The 19,790-nt window shown below is 69.8% G+C and carries 20 protein-coding genes and 1 pseudogene; 3 read left to right on the top strand and 18 right to left on the bottom strand.

Annotated features, from left to right (window positions below; all coding sequences use genetic code 11):
• Positions 1–14 precede the first annotated feature (14 nt).
• Genes nuoK through EOT10_RS36580 form a run of 11 tightly spaced genes read right to left on the bottom strand, consistent with a single transcriptional unit; the run spans position 15 to position 10,772 of the window.
• Positions 15–314: an NADH-quinone oxidoreductase subunit NuoK gene (gene nuoK, locus EOT10_RS36630; RefSeq protein WP_004927567.1), complete on the bottom strand. Its 300-nt coding sequence runs from the start codon at positions 312–314 to the stop codon at positions 15–17.
• Positions 311–1,135: an NADH-quinone oxidoreductase subunit J gene (locus EOT10_RS36625; protein ID WP_127832714.1), complete on the bottom strand. Its 825-nt coding sequence runs from the start codon at positions 1,133–1,135 to the stop codon at positions 311–313. The genes nuoK and EOT10_RS36625 overlap by 4 nt, the downstream gene beginning before the upstream one ends.
• Positions 1,132–1,743 (bottom strand): NADH-quinone oxidoreductase subunit NuoI, encoded by a 612-nt coding sequence (gene nuoI / locus EOT10_RS36620; protein WP_127832713.1) that lies wholly within the window; start codon positions 1,741–1,743, stop codon positions 1,132–1,134. The genes EOT10_RS36625 and nuoI overlap by 4 nt, the downstream gene beginning before the upstream one ends.
• Positions 1,736–3,118, bottom strand: coding sequence for an NADH-quinone oxidoreductase subunit NuoH (gene nuoH / locus EOT10_RS36615; RefSeq protein WP_127832712.1), 1,383 nt, complete (start codon positions 3,116–3,118; stop codon positions 1,736–1,738). Before nuoH ends, nuoI begins: the two co-directional genes overlap by 8 nt.
• Positions 3,115–5,613 (bottom strand): NADH-quinone oxidoreductase subunit G, encoded by a 2,499-nt coding sequence (locus EOT10_RS36610; RefSeq protein ID WP_127832711.1) that lies wholly within the window; start codon positions 5,611–5,613, stop codon positions 3,115–3,117. The genes nuoH and EOT10_RS36610 overlap by 4 nt, the downstream gene beginning before the upstream one ends.
• A complete protein-coding gene (nuoF, locus tag EOT10_RS36605; RefSeq protein ID WP_189492564.1) occupies positions 5,610–6,968 on the bottom strand; it encodes an NADH-quinone oxidoreductase subunit NuoF in 1,359 nt (452 codons plus the stop codon). The genes EOT10_RS36610 and nuoF overlap by 4 nt, the downstream gene beginning before the upstream one ends.
• The gene (nuoE, locus tag EOT10_RS36600) at positions 6,965–7,723 is read right to left on the bottom strand and encodes an NADH-quinone oxidoreductase subunit NuoE (protein ID WP_127832741.1); all 759 of its coding nucleotides are present in this window, start codon (positions 7,721–7,723) and stop codon (positions 6,965–6,967) included. Before nuoE ends, nuoF begins: the two co-directional genes overlap by 4 nt.
• Before the next feature lie 41 nt (positions 7,724–7,764).
• Positions 7,765–9,108 carry an NADH-quinone oxidoreductase subunit D gene (locus EOT10_RS36595; protein WP_127832709.1) on the bottom strand — a complete coding sequence of 448 codons (1,344 nt, stop codon included), beginning with the start codon at positions 9,106–9,108 and terminating at the stop codon, positions 7,765–7,767.
• On the bottom strand, positions 9,108–9,848 hold the full coding sequence (locus EOT10_RS36590; RefSeq protein WP_127832708.1) for an NADH-quinone oxidoreductase subunit C: 741 nt from the start codon (positions 9,846–9,848) through the stop codon (positions 9,108–9,110). Before EOT10_RS36590 ends, EOT10_RS36595 begins: the two co-directional genes overlap by 1 nt.
• The gene (locus EOT10_RS36585) at positions 9,845–10,399 is read right to left on the bottom strand and encodes a NuoB/complex I 20 kDa subunit family protein (protein WP_016640165.1); all 555 of its coding nucleotides are present in this window, start codon (positions 10,397–10,399) and stop codon (positions 9,845–9,847) included. Before EOT10_RS36585 ends, EOT10_RS36590 begins: the two co-directional genes overlap by 4 nt.
• Positions 10,400–10,412: 13 nt before the next feature.
• Positions 10,413–10,772, bottom strand: coding sequence for an NADH-quinone oxidoreductase subunit A (locus EOT10_RS36580; RefSeq protein ID WP_007383963.1), 360 nt, complete (start codon positions 10,770–10,772; stop codon positions 10,413–10,415).
• Positions 10,773–11,487: 715 nt separating this feature from the next.
• Between EOT10_RS36580 and EOT10_RS36575 the strand changes: the two genes are divergently transcribed.
• A complete protein-coding gene (locus EOT10_RS36575) occupies positions 11,488–12,291 on the top strand; it encodes a C40 family peptidase (RefSeq protein WP_127832707.1) in 804 nt (267 codons plus the stop codon).
• Positions 12,292–12,360: 69 nt separating this feature from the next.
• Here EOT10_RS36575 and EOT10_RS36570 read toward each other — a convergent pair whose 3' ends face one another.
• The 3 genes from EOT10_RS36570 to EOT10_RS36560 all read right to left on the bottom strand — a co-directional run bounded on the left by EOT10_RS36570 (position 12,361) and on the right by EOT10_RS36560 (position 15,957).
• Positions 12,361–14,163, bottom strand: a complete 1,803-nt coding sequence (locus EOT10_RS36570) for a hydroxysqualene dehydroxylase (protein WP_127832706.1) — start codon at positions 14,161–14,163, stop codon at positions 12,361–12,363.
• Between the two features lie 122 nt (positions 14,164–14,285).
• On the bottom strand, positions 14,286–14,612 hold the full coding sequence (locus EOT10_RS36565; RefSeq protein ID WP_127832705.1) for a putative quinol monooxygenase: 327 nt from the start codon (positions 14,610–14,612) through the stop codon (positions 14,286–14,288).
• A gap of 61 nt (positions 14,613–14,673) precedes the next feature.
• Positions 14,674–15,957, bottom strand: a complete 1,284-nt coding sequence (locus tag EOT10_RS36560) for a geranylgeranyl reductase family protein (RefSeq protein ID WP_127832704.1) — start codon at positions 15,955–15,957, stop codon at positions 14,674–14,676.
• A gap of 98 nt (positions 15,958–16,055) precedes the next feature.
• On the opposite strand from EOT10_RS36560, the gene EOT10_RS36555 reads away from it, so the two are divergent.
• Both EOT10_RS36555 and EOT10_RS36550 read left to right on the top strand, forming a co-directional pair.
• On the top strand, positions 16,056–16,562 hold the full coding sequence (locus EOT10_RS36555; RefSeq protein ID WP_127832703.1) for a GNAT family N-acetyltransferase: 507 nt from the start codon (positions 16,056–16,058) through the stop codon (positions 16,560–16,562).
• A 98-nt stretch (positions 16,563–16,660) separates the two neighbouring features.
• Entirely contained in the window at positions 16,661–17,002 is a 342-nt protein-coding gene (locus tag EOT10_RS36550) for a PASTA domain-containing protein (protein ID WP_127832702.1), read from the top strand.
• A 138-nt stretch (positions 17,003–17,140) separates the two neighbouring features.
• Here EOT10_RS36550 and EOT10_RS36545 read toward each other — a convergent pair whose 3' ends face one another.
• The 4 genes and pseudogenes from EOT10_RS36545 to EOT10_RS36530 form a co-directional block, all read right to left on the bottom strand.
• Entirely contained in the window at positions 17,141–18,037 is an 897-nt protein-coding gene (locus EOT10_RS36545; protein WP_189492560.1) for a hypothetical protein, read from the bottom strand.
• 123 nt (positions 18,038–18,160) lie between these two features.
• Positions 18,161–18,229: pseudogene (locus EOT10_RS43285) on the bottom strand (zinc-ribbon domain-containing protein); the annotation flags it as partial.
• Between the two features lie 195 nt (positions 18,230–18,424).
• Positions 18,425–19,114, bottom strand: coding sequence for a demethylmenaquinone methyltransferase (locus EOT10_RS36535; RefSeq protein ID WP_127832699.1), 690 nt, complete (start codon positions 19,112–19,114; stop codon positions 18,425–18,427).
• 50 nt (positions 19,115–19,164) lie between these two features.
• Complete coding sequence (locus EOT10_RS36530; RefSeq protein ID WP_127832698.1) at positions 19,165–19,764, bottom strand: hypothetical protein; 600 nt, start codon at positions 19,762–19,764, stop codon at positions 19,165–19,167.
• Positions 19,765–19,790 lie beyond the last annotated feature (26 nt).

Raw genomic sequence — 19,790 nt, 5'->3', positions numbered from 1 at the left:
TGTGCAGCGACCCCTTACAGCTTCATCAGGCTGGCGTCGTCGACCGAGGCCGAGTGGCGGGAACGGAACAGCGACACGATGATCGCGAGCCCGACCACGACCTCGGCGGCGGCGACGACCATCGTGAAGAAGGCGATGATCTGGCCGTCGAGATTGCCGTGCATCCGGGAGAACGCGACGAACGCGAGGTTGCACGCGTTGAGCATCAGCTCGACGCACATGAACACGACGATCGCGTTCCGCCTGATGAGCACGCCGGTGGCGCCGATCGTGAACAACAGGGCGGCGAGATACAGGTAGTTGACCGGATTCACTTCGACGCCTCCTCGGGCCTCTCAAGGCGCTCGGCAGAGCGCTGCTCCAGGGCCTTCAGATCGCCGAGCGCCTCGGCCGACACGTCGCGGATCTGACCGCGCTGGCGCAGCGTCCTGTTGACCGTGAGCTCGGACGGGGTGCCGTCGGGGAGCAGGCCCGCGATGTCCACCGCGTTGTGCCGGGCGTAGACACCGGGGGCGGGCAGCGGCGGCAGGTGCTTGCCCTCGCGCACGCGCTGCTCGGCCAGCTCGCGCTGCGTCCTGGCCCGCTCGGTGCGCTCGCGGTGCGTGAGCACCATCGCTCCGAGGGTGGCCGTGATGAGCAGGGCGCCGGTGATCTCGAAGGCGAAGACGTAGTTCGTGAAGAGGAGGGCTGCCAGGCCCTGCACGTTCCCCCCGGCGTTCGCCTTGCCGAGGCCGTTGAAATGGTGGAGCGACGCGTTCCCGATGCCCGCGATCAGCAGGATCCCGAAGCCGAGGCCGCACAGCAGGGCCAGCCAGCGCTGGCCCTTGATGGTCTCCTTCAGGGAGTCCGCTGCGGTGACGCCGACGAGCATGACCACGAAGAGGAACAGCATCATGATCGCGCCGGTGTAGACGATGATCTGGACGACGCCCAGGAAGTAGGCGCCGTTGGCCAGGTAGAAGATCGCCAGGACGATCATGGTCCCGGCGAGGCACAGCGCACTGTGCACCGCCTTCTTCATCAGGACCGTGCACAGGGCGCCGAGCACCGCGAAGGTGCCGAGAACCCAGAACTGGAAGGCCTCACCCGTGGAGGTCCCAGCAGAAAGAGTGGCTGCGGCGGCGAGCTGAGTCATGCGCCCGCCCCCTCGGGTTCCGGCTTCTCGCCCTTGGATACGGCCACCTGACGCACCGTGCCGGGCGCGGCCTCGGTCACCAGGCCCCGGTAGTAGTCCTGTTCGTCCGTACCGGGGAAGATCGAGTGAGGCGTGTCGACCATGCCCTCCTCCAGGCCGGCGAGCAGCTGCTCCTTGGTGTAGATCAGGTTCTCGCGGCTGCTGTCGGCGAGTTCGAACTCGTTCGTCATCGTCAGCGCGCGCGTGGGGCACGCCTCGATGCACAGGCCGCACAGGATGCAGCGGGCGTAGTTGATCTGGTAGACGCGGCCGTACCGCTCGCCCGGCGAGTAGCGCTCCTCGTCGGTGTTGTCCGCGCCCTCCACGTAGATCGCGTCCGCGGGACAGGCCCACGCGCAGAGCTCACAGCCGATGCACTTCTCCAGGCCGTCCGGATGACGGTTGAGCTGGTGCCGGCCGTGGAAGCGCGGGGCCGTGGTCTTGGGCTGCTCCGGGTACTGCTCCGTCAGCCGCTTCTTGAACATGGCCTTGAAGGTCACGCCGAAGCCGGCCACGGGATTCTGGAAACCGGGCTTGATCTGCCCGCCCTCCGTCGACTCCTCAGCCATGGGACGCCTCCTTTCCGTCACGAGAACCGTCATCAGTTCCGTCACTGGCAGTATCCGGCCCGCCACTGACAATCAACTCCCGCTCCCTGCGCGGGCGTCGGCGCGGCACAGCCGGCGGGGTCTGGCCGGGCAGCGGCGGGACCGGGAAGCCGCCCGCCATCGGGTCGAAGGCCGCGGGCTCCGCGGCCGCCTCGCGCTCCGCACGTTCCTTGCCGCCGCGGTCCCTGAAGATGTCGACGACGAACGAGAGCAGCAGCAGGGTGAGTACACCGCCGCCCACGTACAGGGCGATCGAGGCGAAGTCGTAGTTCTGGTTCCGCAGCGTCCGCACGGTGGCGACGAGCATCAGCCAGACCACCGAGACCGGGATGAGGACCTTCCAGCCGAGCTTCATCAGCTGGTCGTAGCGCACGCGCGGGAGCGTGCCGCGCAGCCAGATGAAGAAGAACAGCAGGAGCTGGACCTTGATGACGAACCAGAGCATCGGCCACCAGCCGTGGTTCGCGCCCTCCCAGAAGGTGGACACCGGCCACGGGGCCCGCCAGCCGCCCAGGAAGAGCGTCACCGACACGGCCGAGACCGTCACCATGTTCACGTACTCGGCGAGCATGAACAGGGCGAACTTGATCGACGAGTACTCGGTGTTGAAGCCGCCGACGAGGTCGCCCTCGGACTCCGGCATGTCGAAGGGTGCGCGGTTCGTCTCGCCGACCATCGTGATGATGTAGATCAGGAACGAGACCGGCAGGAGCACGATGTACCAGCGGTCGTGCTGCTGGGCGACGATCTCCGAGGTCGACATCGAACCCGAGTAGAGGAACACCGAGGCGAACGCGGCGCCCATCGCGATCTCGTACGAGATCATCTGCGCGCAGGACCGCAGACCACCCAGCAAGGGGTAGGTCGATCCGGAACTCCAACCCGCGAGCACGATCCCGTAGATGCCGACCGAGGCGACCGCGAGGATGTAGAGCATCGCGATCGGCAGGTCGGTGAGCTGCATCGTCGTACGGTGGCCGAAGATCGACACCTCGTTGCCCGAGGGCCCGAAGGGGATCACGGCGATCGCCATGAAGGCCGGGATCGCGGCGACGACCGGCGCCAGGATGTAGACCACCTTGTCGGCGCGCTTGACGACGACGTCTTCCTTCAGCATCAGCTTGATGCCGTCGGCGAGCGACTGGAGCATGCCCCAGGGGCCGTGCCGGTTGGGGCCGATGCGCAGCTGCATCCAGGCGACGACCTTGCGCTCCCACACGATGGAGAACAGCACGGTCACCATCAGGAAGGCGAAGCAGAAGACCGCCTTGATCACGACCAGCCACCAGGGGTCGCGGCCGAAAAGCGAGAGGTCTTCGAGAGCGAGCGGGATCATGACTGCACCTCCTTGGCCTCGTCGATGCCCGCGGGACCGATCCGGACGAGTTCGCCGGGCACCGCTCCCGTGTCGGAGGCGACGCCCCCGCCGGTGGAGTTCAACGGGAGCCACACGACGCGGTCCGGCATCTCAGTGACCTGGAGCGGCAGTCGCACCGTCCCGGCCGGTCCGGTGACGGCGAGTACGTCACCGTCCTTGACGCCCGCCTCGGAGGCCGTGGCGGCGGACACGCGCGCGTGGGCCGCGTGCCGCGTCCCGGCGAGCGCGTCGTCGCCCTCCTGGAGGCGGCCCTGGTCGAGCAGGAGCCGGTGCCCCGCGAGAACGGCCTCACCACTGGCGGGCCGCGGCGGCTGCACCGACGTCTCCAGGGGCTCCGTCGCGCGCGGCCCGGTCCAGCCGCCGAGCCGGTCCAGCTCCCCGCGCGCGGACCGCAGATCAGGCAGTCCCAGGTGCACGTCCATGGAGTCAGCGAGCATCTGGAGCACCCGCGCGTCGGTGGGCGCCAGGGTGCGGGTCATGTGGTCGGGCTTGAGCGCGGCCTCGAAGAGGCGTGCCCTGCCTTCCCAGTTGAGGAACGTGCCCGCCTTCTCGGCGACCGCGGCGATCGGGAAGACGACGTCCGCGCGGTCCGTGACCTCGCTGGGGCGCTGCTCCAGGGAGACGACGAACGCGACCTCGCGCAGTGCCTCACGCGCGCGTGCCGGGTCCGGCAGGTCCGCGACCTCGACACCGGCGACGACCAACGCCCGCAGCTCGCCGCCGGCGGCCGCCTCGACGATCTGGCCCATGTCGCGCCCGTAGCGGTGCGGGAGTTCGGACACGCCCCAAGCGGCGGCGACCTCCTCCCGAGCGCGCGGGTCGGTGGCCGGGCGTCCGCCGGGCAGCAGCGACGGCAGGGCGCCCGCCTCGATCGCGCCGCGCTCCCCGGCCCGGCGCGGAATCCACACCAGCTGGGCGCCGGTCGCGGTCGCGGCCCGTACGACGGCGGTCAGGGCGCCCGGTACGGAGGCGAGCCGTTCGCCGACGACGATGACGGCGCCTTCGGCGCGCAGCGCCTCGGACGCCTCCGCGCCGCCGTCCTCCAGGCCGAAGCCGGAGGCGAGCGCGTCCAGCCACTCCGTCTCGGTGCCCGGCGCGGCCGGCAGCAGCGTGCCGCCCGCCTTCTCCAGACCCCGGGTGGCGAACGGGGCGAGCCCGAACGTCCGCTGGCCGTGCCCGCGCCACGCCTTGCGCAGCTTCAGGAAGACGCCGGGCGCCTCCTCCTCGGACTCGATCCCGACGAGAAGGACGGCGGGCGCCTTCTCCAGGGAGGTGTACGTGACGCCGACGCCGTCGAGGTCACGCCCGCGCCCTGCGACCTGCGAGGCCAGGAAGTCGGCCTCCTCACTGCTGTGCACGCGCGCGCGGAAGTCGATGTCGTTCGTGTCGAGCGCCACGCGCGCGAACTTGCTGTACGCGTACGCGTCCTCGACGGTGAGCCGGCCGCCGGTGAGGACCCCGGCACGGCCACGGGCCGAGGTGAGTCCCCGGGCGGCGATCTCCAGCGCCTCGGGCCAGGAGGCGGGCTCCAGAACACCGTCGGAGTTGCGGACGAGCGGCGTGGTCAGCCGGTCGGGCTTCTGCGCGTAACGGAAGCCGAAGCGTCCCTTGTCGCAGATCCACTCCTCGTTGACCTCGGGGTCGTTGGCCGCCAGGCGGCGCATGACCTTGCCGCGCCGGTGGTCGGTACGAGTGGCACAGCCGCCCGCACAGTGCTCGCACACCGACGGCGAGGACACGAGGTCGAACGGGCGCGAACGGAATCGGTACGCCGCCGAGGTCAGCGCGCCGACCGGGCAGATCTGGATGGTGTTCCCGGAGAAGTACGACTCGAAGGGGTCGCCCTCACCGGTGCCGACCTGCTGGAGCGCGCCGCGCTCGATCAGCTCGATCATCGGGTCGCCGGCGATCTGGTTCGAGAACCGGGTGCAGCGCGCGCACAGCACGCACCGCTCGCGGTCGAGCAGCACCTGCGTCGAGATCGCGACCGGCTTCTCGTACGTCCGCTTCTTCCCGTCGAAGCGGGAGTCGGCCTGGCCGTGCGACATCGCCTGGTTCTGCAGGGGGCACTCGCCGCCCTTGTCGCAGACCGGGCAGTCCAGCGGGTGGTTGATGAGCAGCAGCTCCATCACACCGCGCTGCGCCTTCTCGGCGACGGGCGAGGTGAGCTGGCTCTTGACCACCATGCCGTCGGTGCAGGTGATGGTGCAGGACGCCATCGGCTTGCGCTGGCCCTCGACCTCGACGATGCACTGACGGCAGGCGCCGGCGGGGTCGAGCAGGGGGTGGTCGCAGAAGCGGGGGATCTCGATGCCGAGCTGTTCGGCGGCGCGGATGACCAGGGTGCCCTTGGGCACGCTGATCCCGATGCCGTCGATGGTCAGCGAGACGAGATCTTCCGGCGGCACCGCCGCCTCGCCGCCCCCGGAGGGAGCGCCTGTGGTTACCGTCATGCGTTCACCTCCGTGCGCTGGTCCGCCCAAGCGGTCGACTTGGCGGGGTCGAAGGGGCAGCCCTTGCCCGTGATGTGCTGCTCGTACTCCTCGCGGAAGTACTTGAGCGAGGAGAAGATCGGGGACGCGGCGCCGTCACCGAGCGCGCAGAACGACTTGCCGTTGATGTTGTCGGCGATGTCGTTCAGCTTGTCGAGGTCACTCATCGAGCCCTTGCCGGCCTCGATGTCGCGCAGCAACTGCACGAGCCAGTACGTCCCTTCACGGCACGGAGTGCACTTGCCGCAGGACTCGTGGGCGTAGAACTCGGTCCACCTCGTGACCGCGCGCACGACGCACGTCGTCTCGTCGAAGCACTGGAGCGCCTTGGTGCCGAGCATCGAGCCCGCGGCACCGACGCCCTCGTAGTCGAGGGGCACGTCGAGGTGCTCGTCGGTGAACATCGGGGTCGAACTGCCGCCCGGGGTCCAGAACTTGAGGCGGTGGCCCGGCCGGATGCCGCCGCTCATGTCGAGGAGCTGGCGCAGCGTGATGCCGAGCGGCGCCTCGTACTGGCCGGGGTTGGTGACGTGCCCGCTGAGCGAGTAGAGCGTGAAGCCCGGGGACTTCTCGCTGCCCATCGACTTGAACCAGTCCTTGCCCCGGTTCAGGATCGCGGGAACCGACGCGATGGACTCGACGTTGTTGACAACAGTGGGGCACGCGTAGAGGCCCGCGACGGCAGGGAAGGGGGGACGAAGTCGCGGCTGGCCACGGCGGCCTTCGAGCGAGTCGAGCAGTGCGGTCTCTTCACCACAGATGTACGCGCCCGCGCCCGCGTGCACCGTGAGTTCGAGGTCGAGTCCGCTGCCCAGGATGTTCTCGCCGAGGAAGCCCGCCGCGTACGCCTCGCGCACGGCCTCGTGCAGCCTGCGCAGCACGGGGACGACCTCACCCCGCAGATAGATGAACGCGTGCGACGAACGGATCGCGTAGCACGCGATGACGATGCCCTCGATGAGGCTGTGCGGGTTCGCGAAGAGGAGCGGGATGTCCTTGCAGGTCCCCGGCTCCGACTCGTCGGCGTTGACAACAAGATAGTGAGGCTTGCCGTCGCCCTGCGGGATGAACTGCCACTTCATGCCGGTGGGGAAGCCGGCGCCACCGCGCCCGCGGAGGCCGGAGTCCTTCACATAGGCGATGAGGTCGTCCGGCGACATGGCGAGCGCCTTGCGCAGGCCCTCGTAGCCGTCGTGCCGTCGGTAGACGTCGAGGGACCAGGACTTCTCCTCGTCCCAGAACGCGGAGAGCACCGGCGCCAGCAGCTTCTCGGGGCTGGTGTCGTTGTTGTCGATCTCGGCTGCCAAGGTCATCACTCCCCCTCCTCGGTGGCCTGGCCGGTCTCCGGCTCGTCGTTCGGCGTGACGTCCTGGGGGCCCGAGGTACGCGGGTGCACCACGCGCGCGGGGGCGGCCTCCCCCTTGGCGAGGCGCAGCCCGATGAGGGAGGCGGGGCCCGCGCTGCCGCTCGCCTCGACGGCGCCCGGCCGCTCGTCAGGGAATCCGGCGAGGATCCGCGCGGTCTCCTTGTACGTGCACAGGGGCGCGCCGCGGGTGGGTTCGACCTGGGCGCCCGCGCGCAGGTCGTCGACGAGACGCTTCGCGCTGCCCGGGGTCTGGTTGTCGAAGAACTCCCAGTTGACCATCACGACGGGAGCGAAGTCGCAGGCCGCGTTGCACTCGATGTGCTCGAGGGTGATCTTGCCGTCCTCGGTGGTCCCGCCGTTGCCGACGCCCAGGTGCTCCTGGAGTGCCTCGAAGATGGCGTCGCCGCCCATGACGGCGCACAGCGTGTTGGTGCAGACGCCGACCTGGTAGTCGCCGCTCGGCTTGCGGCGGTACATCGTGTAGAACGTCGCGACCGCGGTCACCTCGGCCGTGGTCAGGCCCAGCATGTCCGCGCAGAACCGCATGCCCGTGCGCGTCACGTATCCCTCCTCCGACTGCACGAGGTGCAGCAGCGGGAGGAGCGCGGAGCGGGAGTCCGGGTAGCGGGCGATGATCTCGCGCGCGTCCGTCTCGAGCCTGGCTCGTACGTCGTCCGGGTAGTCGGGCGCGGGCAGTTGGGGCATGCCCAGGCTGACGCCCTGGCCCTGATCGGAAGGAGTGGTGGTCACCGGTCGACGCCTCCCATCACGGGGTCGATGGACGCGACGGCGACGATGACGTCGGCGACCTGGCCGCCCTCGCACATCGCCGCCATGGCCTGCAGGTTGGTGAAGGACGGGTCGCGGTAGTGGACCCGGTAGGGACGGGTACCCCCGTCGGACACGACGTGCACCCCGAGCTCCCCCTTGGGTGACTCGACGGCGGCGTACGCCTGCCCGGCGGGGACCCGGAAGCCCTCGGTCACCAGCTTGAAGTGGTGGATCAGGGCCTCCATGGAGGTGCCCATGATCTTCTTGATGTGGTCGAGCGAGTTGCCGAGGCCGTCCGGGCCGAGCGCGAGCTGCGCCGGCCAGGCGATCTTCTTGTCCTCGACCATGACCGGGCCCGGGGCGAGCCGGTCCAGGCACTGCTCGACGATGCGCAGCGACTGGCGCATCTCCTCCAGGCGGACCAGGAAACGCCCGTAGGAGTCGCAGCTGTCGGCGGTCGGGATCTCGAAGTCGTAGTTCTCGTAGCCGCAGTACGGCTGGGCCTTGCGCAGGTCGTGCGGGAGGCCGGCCGAGCGCAGGATCGGCCCGGTGGCGCCGAGGGCCATGCAGCCGGTGAGGTCGAGATAGCCGACGTCCTGCATACGGGCCTTGAAGATGGGGTTCCCGGTGGCGAGCTTGTCGTACTCGGGAAGGTTCTTCGTCATCTTCTTCACGAACTCGCGGATCTGGTCCACCGCGCCGGGCGGCAGGTCCTGGGCGAGTCCGCCGGGCCGGATGTACGCGTGGTTCATGCGCAGGCCGGTGATGAGTTCGTAGATGTCGAGAATCAGTTCACGATCACGGAAGCCGTAGATCATGATCGTCGTGGCGCCGAGTTCCATGCCGCCGGTGGCGATGGCGACGAGGTGCGAGGACATCCGGTTCAGCTCCATGAGGAGCACCCGGATGATCGACGCCCGGTCGGGGATCTCGTTCTCGATGCCGAGGAGCTTCTCGACCGCGAGGCAGTACGCCGTCTCGTTGAAGAACGGCGTCAGATAGTCCATGCGCGTCACGAACGTGGTGCCCTGCGTCCACGTGCGGTACTCGAGGTTCTTCTCGATGCCGGTGTGCAGGTAGCCGATGCCGCAGCGGGCCTCGGTGACCGTCTCGCCGTCGATCTCCAGGATCAGGCGGAGCACGCCGTGCGTGGACGGGTGCTGCGGGCCCATGTTGACGATGATGCGCTCGTCGTCGGCCTTGGCCGCGGACTGGACGACCTCGTCCCAGTCGCCGCCGGTGACCGTGTACACGGTCCCCTCGGTCGTCTCCCGAGGCGACGCCGACGAAGCAGAAGAAGAAGCAGAAGAAGTGGACATCAGCTGTACGACCTCCGCTGGTCCGGAGCCGGGATCTGGGCGCCCTTGTACTCGACGGGGATGCCGCCGAGGGGGTAGTCCTTGCGCTGCGGGAAGCCCTGCCAGTCGTCCGGCATCATGATCCGCGTCAGCGCCGGGTGGCCGTCGAAGACCAGGCCGAAGAAGTCGTACGTCTCGCGCTCGTGCCAGTCGTTCGTCGGGTAGACGGCGACGAGCGAGGGGACGTGCGGATCCGCGTCGGGGGCGCTGACCTCGAGGCGGATCAGCCGGTTGTGGGTGATCGAGCGCAGGTGGTAGACGGCGTGCAGCTCGCGGCCCTTGTCGTCCGGGTAGTGCACTCCGCTGACGCCCGTGCAGAGCTCGAAGCGCAGGGCCGGGTCGTCGCGCAGGGTGTGGGCGACGCGCACCAGGTACTCGCGCTCGATGTGGAAGGTGATCTCGTCGCGGTCGACGACGGTCTTCGCGATGGCGTTCTCGGGGACGAGGCCCTGTTCCTCCAGGGCCCCCTCCAGCTCGTCCGCGACCTCGTCGAACCAGCCGCCGTACGGCCGCGAGGCGGCGCCCGGCAGCCGGACCGAGCGGACGAGGCCGCCGTAACCCGAGGTGTCGCCGCCGTTGTTCGCGCCGAACATGCCGCGCTGGACGCGGATCTCCTCGCCCTGGTCGCCGCGCTGCCCCGGGAGGTTGGCCGCGCTGAGGTCCTTCTCGGGGTTGACCCCTTCGCTGTGCGCGTCGCTCACCGCAGCAGCCCCTTCATCTCGATCGTCGGGAGCGCCTTGAGCGCCGCTTCCTCCGCCTCGCGGGCCGCCTCCTCGGCGTTCACGCCGAGCTTGGAGGTCTGGATCTTCTGATGGAGCTTGAGAATCGCGTCCATCAGCATCTCGGGCCGCGGCGGGCAGCCGGGGAGATAGATGTCCACAGGGACGACGTGGTCGACGCCCTGCACGATCGCGTAGTTGTTGAACATCCCGCCCGACGACGCGCACACGCCCATGGAGATGACCCACTTGGGGTTCGGCATCTGGTCGTAGACCTGCCGCAGGACGGGCGCCATCTTCTGGCTCACGCGCCCGGCCACGATCATCAGGTCGGCCTGCCGCGGTGAGCCGCGGAAGACCTCCATGCCGAAGCGCGCCAGGTCGTAGCGGCCCGCGCCCGTCGTCATCATCTCGATGGCGCAGCACGCGAGGCCGAACGTGGCCGGGAAGACGGATGACTTGCGCACCCAGCCCGCGGCCTGTTCGACGGTGGTCAGCAGAAAGCCGCTCGGCAGCTTTTCTTCGAGTCCCATGGCTTAAGGCCCCTCAGTCCCATTCCAGGCCGCCGCGCCGCCATACGTACGCGTACGCGACGAAGACGGTGAGCACGAAGAGCAGCATCTCCACGAGCCCGAAAACACCCAGGGCGTCGAAGGTGACGGCCCAGGGGTAGAGGAAGACGATCTCGATGTCGAAGACGATGAAGAGCATCGCCGTCAGGTAGTACTTGATGGGGAAGCGCCCGCCGCCGGCCGGCGTGGGGGTCGGCTCAATGCCGCACTCGTAGGCTTCAAGCTTCGCCCGGTTGTACCGCTTTGGACCGATAAGCGTGGCCATGACCACGGAGAAGATCGCAAAGCCTGCCCCGAGGGCTCCCAGTACGAGGATGGGCGCATACGCGTTCACCGCTCCTCGCTCCTCTCAGTCGGCGCTGACTGCTGGCGGATACGTCGGACCCGCCCCCGCTTCCGCGAAAGCCACCCCCCGACCGCACGAAGATCGCCCACATGTGAAGCAGGTCACAAGCCCAACTGCCCCGCATCCTATGCCCGCCGGTCTGTGATCTGCGACACGGGGTGCGCCAACAGCTTTGTGATCTCCACCACCTGACGAAGGATCATGAAGTCGGATGAGCGGTGATCTTCACACGCGAAGCGCCTGAGTGATCACCAGAGGTGACATCTTGGCTCGTTACCCCAGGTAGAAGCGCTGTCGCCCTATCAAGAGATGGCCCACACAAGCAAATTGGCGCTGGACACAACTGGCTGATAGTGGACGGCATTCACACGTCAGAGGGAGAGGTGTGTACGTAAGTGGACGCGTGCACACGTTCACGAGAGGCGACCACTCCCCGAAGGTGGCCCCTTTGTGACCTGCGCCACATGGGCCGTAACCGTTTGGAAACCGGGCTTGGCCATCGGTATCAACGGATGGTAAGCCGCGGGCAATTCGGGCGTATTGCGGAAAGCCCATGATCACAGGCCTGATCGGCCCTGTCCGGATTGCCCGTTACGGCGTCAATAAAGGCCGCCACGCCCGGGATTCACACGGCGACACGGCAACTGTGGCGCACCACACGTTTCTTGAAGGAACCATGGAGGCCCTGATAGCGGTTGTACTCATGTCCCACACCGCTCACATACCCAGCCACCGGAAGCCCCGCCGCAGCGCGTCGAAAATCGGCCTGCGCGCCGGAGTTGCCGGTGGCGTCCTCAGCACCCTGGCCGTTGCCGGGGCGTCCGGCGCGGCCCAGGCTGCCGAGCCGGTGACCCAGACCATCGAGATGCCGACCATCACGGCCGACCTCTCCACCCAGGTCGCGCAGTCCGCGGAAGCCACCCAGCAGGCCGCGAACTCCTATGCGCTGCAGGCCGAGCAGGACCAGGCCGTCGCAAAGGCCGCGAAGCAGGCCAAGGCGGACCAGGCTCTCGCGGAGAAGAAGGCGGAGGCCAAGAAGAAGGCCGAGGCCGAGGCGCGCCGCAAGGCCGAGGAAGCGCGTGCGTCGCGCGCCGCCGCCCGCGCCACGCTCTCCGCCCCCTCCGCCTCGGCGGACGTCTCGATCCCCGCCAGCGGCAGCGTCGCGTCCGTCGTCGCCTTCCTGAAGGCGCAGCTCGGCGACGCGTACGTCATGGGCGGCACCGGCCCCAACTCCTGGGACTGCTCCGGTCTGACGCAGGCCGCGTTCCGCCAGGCCGGCGTGAGCCTCCCCCGCACCTCGCAGGAGCAGTCGACGACGGGCACCCCGGTCTCGCTCTCCAACCTGCAGGTCGGCGACCTCCTCTACTGGGGCGGCGCAGGCTCGGCGTACCACGTGGGTGTGTACATCGGTAACGGCCAGTACCTGGACGCCGCCAACCCCTCCAAGGGCGTTGTCATCCAGGACCTGTCCGGCTACCCGGCGAGCGGCGCTGTCCGCCTCCTCTGAGCACCGAACAACGCCGAAGGGCCACCCTCCCCTCGCGGGAGCGGTGGCCCTTCGGCGTTCGCGGGCGCCTCAGCCCAGATCGAAAGTGTTCGGCAGACCGAGTCGGAAGCGGGTCTCGTCGACGCGCTTGAGGGGTTCGAGCTCCGGCGGGCGGTACAGCTCCCAGATCCGGCAGCGCTCGGCGCCCGAATTATCCTGGTCCAGGAGAGCGTTGACGGCCCTCCGCGCGGACTCGTTGGCGCCTTCCATCGTGGCGAGGTCAACGTCGGTGCGGACGTAGTCCCCGGCGAGGAACAAGTTCGGCACCGCCGTACGGGCGGTGGGGCGCAGGTGCCAGGTGCCGGTCGGGTGGATGAACAGCGGTTCGCGGTTGGCGGGGGCGGGCCCGCCCAGCCCCGTCACCGCCGGGTCCATGAACCAGGACAGCCGGTCCGCGTCCTCGATGAGCGTGCGCCCGCTGTCGTTCACGCCGTCCTTGAGCTGCGCCCAGCATTCCTCCACGATCTCCTCGCGGGTGCACTGCCGGGCCGGCTTGCCGTAGAGAATGCCGGGAACATCCCATTCGGAGACGATCGTCGAGACGCAGTCGACGGCCCGCCCGTCGCCGTAGTCGGCCGCGAAGTCCCGCCCGTCCCAGAACTGCGCCTGTCCGATGGCCGTCACCGCCCACGGCGAGTCCAGGCAGTTGACATGTCCGTGCACCAACGGAACGGGCCGCCGCACATAGAACATGATCCCGGTCATCCAGTCTGTGCGGAGCCCGTCGCAGCGGGCGAGCTGCGGGTCGGCCGCGCGCAGGGCGGCACCCCAGGTGGGCCGCGCGTGCTCGACGGGCATGGCCTGGACGTAGTAGTCGGCGGTGACGACACGCGGGCGGCCGCCGTCGGGGTCAGTGATCCGGACACCGGTGACGCGTCCATCGGCGAACATCACCTCCCGTACGTCGCTGGAGAACTGGAAGTCGACGCCGAGGGAGGTGAGGTGGGTGCGCCAAGGGTCGATCCACGCCTCGCTCGTGGGGGCGTTCAGCACGCGGTCGATGTCGGCGTCGGGCCCGTCGAGGCCGCGGCCGAGCAGTCCCCAAAGGATCAGCGCCTCGATGATGACGCGGCCGACCGTGCGGGTGGAGGCCTCCTGTGCGCGGGTAGCGACGAGATTGCGGGTCTGGCCGATGCCGAGGACCGTGCGGTACTCCTCGCTGAAGTCGTCGGCGCGGATGAAGTCCCACCACGCGGTGGCCTCCCATTCGCTCTCGCGCCGGGCGTCGCAGCTGGTGAGGTGGACGAGCAGACGGTTCACGAAGTACGCGACCTCGTGCGCGGGCAGCCGGGTCGCCGTGTCCAGGGCGGCCGTGATCTCGTCGCGCAGCCAGGTCGTCGTGACAGCGCCGAGGGTCGGCGGATTCGTGACGCGGCGGAGCGGGAAGTGCAGGTCGGGGCGGCCCGCGTGCCGGGCGAAGAGTTCCTCGGTGGCGTTACGGAGATTGCCCCGCACCCCGCCCGCACCGCCCGGGAACGGGATGCGGCGCATCGTGTCGGGCAGGTTCCGGTAGAAGCCGGGGAAGAAGCGGAAGCCGTGCTCGCCGGGGAGGGGCCTGCGGCCCCCCGAGGCCGAGCCCGGCACGTCCATGGAGCGGGCCTTGCCGCCGAGGACGTCGTAGTACTCGTGGACCGTCACCGCGTAGCCCCGCTCGGCCAGTTCATGGGCGACTGAGAGGCCCGAGACGCCGCCGCCGAGGACGGCGACGCGGGTACGAGTGCCGGCGGCTGCCGCGGCTCCGGTCGCCGGCAGCGCGGCGGCCCCGACCGCGGCGCCAGTGCCCGCCAGGATCCGTCTCCGGGTCGGTCCGCCCGGTCCGGTGGAAGTGGTCATTCCGTTCCCCCTGACACATATGACACATCACTGACATGAATGCGTCAGGCTAGGGAATCGGGGTACTCCCGGTAACCCGGTGCGCGGCAGCGCCCACAGCACCCTCACACCGCGTCCGCACTTCAGTCCTGCGGCGAGAGTTCCCCCATCGGGCCCCAACTTCCGCCCGGAATCTCGGTGTTGATGATTTCCGGCACGGAGGCGATCAGGCCGGACATCGTCTCCAGGCCGGCCTTGAAGTGGTCGGACCCCACGTGCGCGGCCCCCGCGTCCCCGTCCCGGAAGCCCTCCAGGAGGACGTACTGGTTCGGATCCTCGACGCTGCGGGACCAGTCGAAGAAGAGGTTGCCGTCCTCGGCGCGCGTGGCGCGGGTGAACTCGGCGGTGTGCTCCAGCCAGGAGTCGGCGTACTCGGGCCGGGCGGTGAACTTGACGGCGATGAAAATCATGCGACCAGGGTGACCCCCGCGGGGTGCGGGGGCCAAATCGGGCGCAGGGCTTACCCGGAGGTCAGGCCTTCGGGGCGACCTTGCTCAGGCCGTTGATGATGCGGTCCATCGCGTCGCCGCCCGTGGGGTCGGTCAGGTTGGCGAGCATCTTCAGGGTGAACTTCATGAGCACCGGGTGCGTCAGGCCGCGCTGCGTCGCGATCTTCATGACCTTCGGATTGCCGATCATCTTCACGAAGGCGCGGCCCAGCGTGTAGTAGCCGCCGTAGGTGTCCTTGAGGACCTTCGGGTAGCGCTGGAGGGCGAGTTCGCGCTGGGCGTCGGTCGCGCGGGCGTGCGCCTGCACGATGACGTCGGCCGCGATCTGACCGGACTCCATGGCGTACGCGATGCCCTCGCCGTTGAACGGGTTGACCAGGCCGCCCGCGTCGCCCACCAGGAGAAGGCCCTTGGTGTAGTGCGGCTGGCGGTTGAAGGCCATCGGCAGGGCCGCGCCGCGGATCGGCGTCGTCATGTTCTCCGGGGTGTAGCCCCAGTCCTCCGGCATCGACGCGCACCAGGCCTTCAGGATCTCGCGCCAGTCCAGCTCGCGGAAGGCCTTGGAGGAGTTGAGGATGCCGAGGCCGACGTTCGACGTGCCGTCGCCCATGCCGAAGATCCAGCCGTAGCCCGGCAGCAGCCGGTCCTGGGCGCCTCGGCGGTCCCACAGCTCCAGCCAGGACTCCAGGTAGTCGTCGTCGTGGCGCGGCGACTCGAAGTACGTGCGCACCGCGACGCCCATCGGGCGGTCCTCGCGCCGGTGCAGGCCCATCGCGAGGGACAGTCGGGTCGAGTTGCCGTCGGCGGCGACGACGAGGGGCGCGTGGAAGGTGACTTCGCGCTTCTCCTCGCCGAGCTTGGCGTTCACGCCGGTGATCCGGCCCGTGCGGTCGTCGATGATCGGGGCGCCGACGTTGCAGCGCTCGTACAGGCGCGCGCCCGCCTTCTGCGCCTGGCGGGCGAGCTGTTCGTCGAAGTCGTCACGCTTGCGGACGAGTCCGTAGTCCGGGTAGGAGGCGAGATCCGGCCAGTCCAGCTGGAGCCGGACGCCGCCGCCGATGATGCGCAGGCCCTTGTTGCGCAGCCAGCCCGCCTCTTCGGAGATGTCGATGCCCATCGACACGAGCTGCTTGGTGGCGCGGGGCGTGAGGCCGTCGCCGCACACCTTCTCCCTGGGAAAAGCGGTCTTTTCCAGGAGGAGTACGTCGAGACCGGCCTTGGCCAGGTAGTACGCGGTCGTCGAGCCGGCTGGCCCGGCCCCGACGACGATCACATCTGCGCTGTGCTCGGAGAGGGGCTCGGTCACGGCGGGTTCTCCCGAAGACTCGAAATCTGCGTGCCGCGCGGCACCGGATATGGGCAGTCTATGCAGCGGTACCGATCACCCAGCCGAAGGGCCGCCCTGTGAACCGAGCTCTGCCTGATGTACAGCTCCGTGTCCCGACCGACGAGGACGCCTTCGCCTGGCACCGCGTCTTCGGCGACCCGGAGGTCATGGAGTTCCACGGCGGGGCCGCGGCCGAGCTGTCCGTGTACGAGGAGCTGACCGCGCGGCAGCGGCGGCACGACGCGGAGCGCGGCTTCTGTCTGTGGACGATGACCGACGCGGACGGCGAGGTCATCGGCTTCACGGGCGCGCAGCCGTGGCCGCACGCGTGGGGTCCGGCGGGCGAGATCGAGATCGGCTGGCGGCTCGGGCGCGCGCACTGGGGCCGCGGATACGCGACGGCCGCCGCGCTCGCGACCCTGGAACGCGTACGGACCGCCGGTGTGCGGAGCGTGGTGGCGATGGTCGACGCGCGCAACGAACGGTCCGTGGCGGTGACGCGGCGGCTCGGGATGACACCGGCCGAGACGTTCACCGTGCCGGGGGGCCTGCGCCGGGGCGTCTGTTTCAGGCTTGAGCTGTAGAGGGCCGTACGGAGGGAGCTGTACGGCGGGGGCTGTAGGCCGCTTCCGGTCGGGGCCCGGGCGGAGCTACCCTTCGGGTACCGCTGGGGGTGAAGTCTGTGCGCATTACACCCAAGACGCCCGAAGTGCGCGTACCGAAACTGGTCGGCCTCATGGCCGTCGACGCGCGCGAGGCCGCGGCGGCGCGCGGCGTACTGCTCGCCGCGCCCGACCGCCCCGATTTCCGTCGCACCGTGGTCGACTACGTCGTACGCCAGTACCCACTGCCCGACACCGAGGTGCCCCGCGGCGCCGTCGTCACCGTCTGGTTCGACTTTCCCGAGGGCGAGGGCGGCGGAGGCGCCGGGGTGAACGAGCCCCGTATGCCGGGGCCGCGCGGCGGCGGGCTGCAACGCGAGCTGGACGAGCCGGGCGAACCGTACTCCGTGGTCGGCACGTAGCGACGTCCGTCGCGGGCGGGGCCGAGTCGGGTCGGGTCGGGTCGGGTCGGGTCGGGTCGGCGTCAGGGTGCCGTCAGGACTGTCGTCCGGGCTGGTGTCCGGACTGCCGTCAGGGTGCCGTCGGGGCTGGTGGCCGGGTCAGCCCGTCAGGCGCCAGGACTCCAGGCCGGTCCTGTACGTCTTCTTCATGTCGGCCCAGACGTTCTGCTGCCCCACCAGGAAGATCGTGTACTCGGTGCCGTCCTCGGCGACGTACGACTGGTCGATGCCGTGCATCGTGCGGCCGCCCTCGTCGCGGTACGTGTACTCCCAGATCGCGCCCGGCCGCCCCTGGAAGGTGTTCCGGCGCAGGTCGATCCGCTGGTAGTCGCTCTTCTTCTTGTCCTCCTTGGCGTGCTTCTCCATGTTGAGGACGTTGTCGTACGAGGTGTAGCCCGCGTTGGGGATGACGCCGATGAGGTAGTGCTCGGCGCCGGTGCTGCCCGCGTACGTGATCTGGCTGCCGTTCGCCACGCCCTGGCGCGACCACACGTCGGGGATGACGAAGGAGAAGCCCATCGGGTCGGCGACCTTGCGGTAACCGGCCGGGACCGTGGCGTCCGGGGTCCCGGCGGGCGTGGCGTCCGGAGTCCGGCTCGGGGTGGGGCTCGGCGTCGGCGTCGGAGTCGGCTGCTGGGAGGTGGCGGCGGGCTGCTCGGTGCTGACGGCGGGCTTGTCGTCCCGGCCCGCCTTGTCGTCGTTGCCGCCGCCGTTCTGGAGCAGGAGCGCTCCGGCGGCCACACCGCCCCCGATGAGGAACGCCCCGGCGACGGTGGCGACCCAGATTCCGGCGCGCCGCGGGGACTTGACGGGTGCGGGGGCCTGCGGCGCGGCCGGCTGGAAGGCATGGGGGCCGTAGTAGGGGGAGGAAGCGGCTGTGGCTGTGGGCAGGGCGGCGGCCGCCGCGGCGGGGTCGGGCGGGCCTGCGGGGGCGGGGGGTTCGGTGGGAGCGGGCGGTTCGGTGGGGGCCGGTGACTCGGCAGGGGCCGGAGGCACGTCCGGGGCTGTCCACTCAGCGGGGGCGGGCCACTCCACAGGGGCGGGCGCCCCGCCCGGCGCCTGAAGTGGCCGCTCCGGTACGGCCGTTACCGGACGCTCCCCCTCCGAAGCACGTTCGCGCCCGCACGTCAGGCAGTAACGGGCCTCTTCGGGAGCCTGGGCTCCGCAGTGCGGGCAGAGCGACGCCATGGGAAATGCTCCGTCATCCGGGAAGTCGGAAGTCGTACCGTCACCGACGGTGACCGGCCGTCACCACGTACTCAACGGACACATCTTTCCCGGTGGCCGGTTCCCCGTGGCGGGGATTCGGCACAACGGACGGGCGCGAAGCGCTACTTGGCGGCCGGAGAGCCGCCACTTTGCGGCCCGAGAGCCGCTACTTGGCTACTTCGTTCCCCGGTGCAGCGCCACCACGCCGCCCGTCAGGTTGCGCCACGCCACGTTCGACCAGCCGGCCTTCTGGAGGCGGGCCGCGAGCGCCGGCTGGTCGGGCCAGCTGCGGATCGACTCGGCGAGATAGACGTACGCGTCCGGGTTCGAGGACACCGCGCGGGCCACCGGCGGCAGCGCGCGCATCAGGTACTCGGTGTAGACGGTGCGGAACGGCGTCCACGTCGGCTGCGAGAACTCGCAGATCACGACGCGCCCGCCCGGCTTCGTCACCCGGTACATCTCGCGCAGCGCCGAGTCCGTGTCCTGCACGTTCCGGAGCCCGAAGGAGATGGTCACGGCGTCGAACGTGTCGTCCTTGAACGGCAGCTTCGTCGCGTCGCCCGCCGTGAACGGCATCCACGGGTGGCGCTTCTTGCCGACCTGGAGCATCCCGATCGAGAAGTCGCACGGCACGACGTACGCGCCGGCCCGCGCGAACGGCTGGGAGGACGTCGCCGTACCGGCCGCCAGGTCGAGGATCTTCTGCGCGGGCCGCGCGTCGACGGCCTTCGCGACCTCCTTGCGCCACAGCCGGGCCTGGCCGAGCGAGAGCACGTCGTTGGTGAGGTCGTAGTTCGCCGCCACGTCGTCGAACATCGAGGCGACTTCGTGCGGCTGCTTGTCCAGGGATGCGCGGGTCACGCGTCCATTGTGGCAGTACGCCCCCGGCCCCGGCGGGCAGGGCACCACCGTCAGCGGCGCCGGTACACCAGGCGTCCCTCGACGACCGTGGCGACGCAGGTGGCCGCGCCCTGCCGGGCCAGCGCGGCCCGGTCCGGCACGTCGAACACGGCGAACCGCGCGGGCCCGCCCGGCGTGAGGCGGGGCAGCAGCACGAGCGGGACGGGCGAGAACGACACCGGGCCCGGCTGGTTCGGCGGGCGCTGCCCGAGGGCGAGCCCGGCCCTGCGCACCGCGTCCACCACGGCGCGGGCCCGCAGCTCCCCGGCCACGGCGACCGTGCCGTGCGCGAACAGCTGCTGGATGCCGCGCCGCGCGCTCGCCCCGACCCGGGACGGATCGGCGCGGAAGATCTCCTGCGCGCGCTCCCCGACGATCGGCCTGGTGCCGAACTCGTCGGCCTCGCGCGGATCCGGGTGGTACGTGGCCTCCAGGATCTCGGGGCCGTACGGGTTGAGCAGGCCGGGCGTGAGGATGCCGGGCCAGCGCCGCACCCGTGCGTCGGGCCGGACGGCGGACAGGTCCTCGTACGGGCCGACCGCCGCGACGGACGCGCCGTCGACGAGGACCGCGGCCTCCGGGGAGGCCTCGGCCACATGGATCGTCAGCAACAGAGCCTCAGTTGGTGAATCAGCCG

This window comes from Streptomyces antnestii, assembly GCF_004005495.1.
Lineage (GTDB): Bacteria > Actinomycetota > Actinomycetes > Streptomycetales > Streptomycetaceae > Streptomyces > Streptomyces antnestii.
The sequence above is the reverse complement of the archived record's forward strand: the minus strand, read 5'-3'. Positions and strand labels throughout refer to the sequence as shown.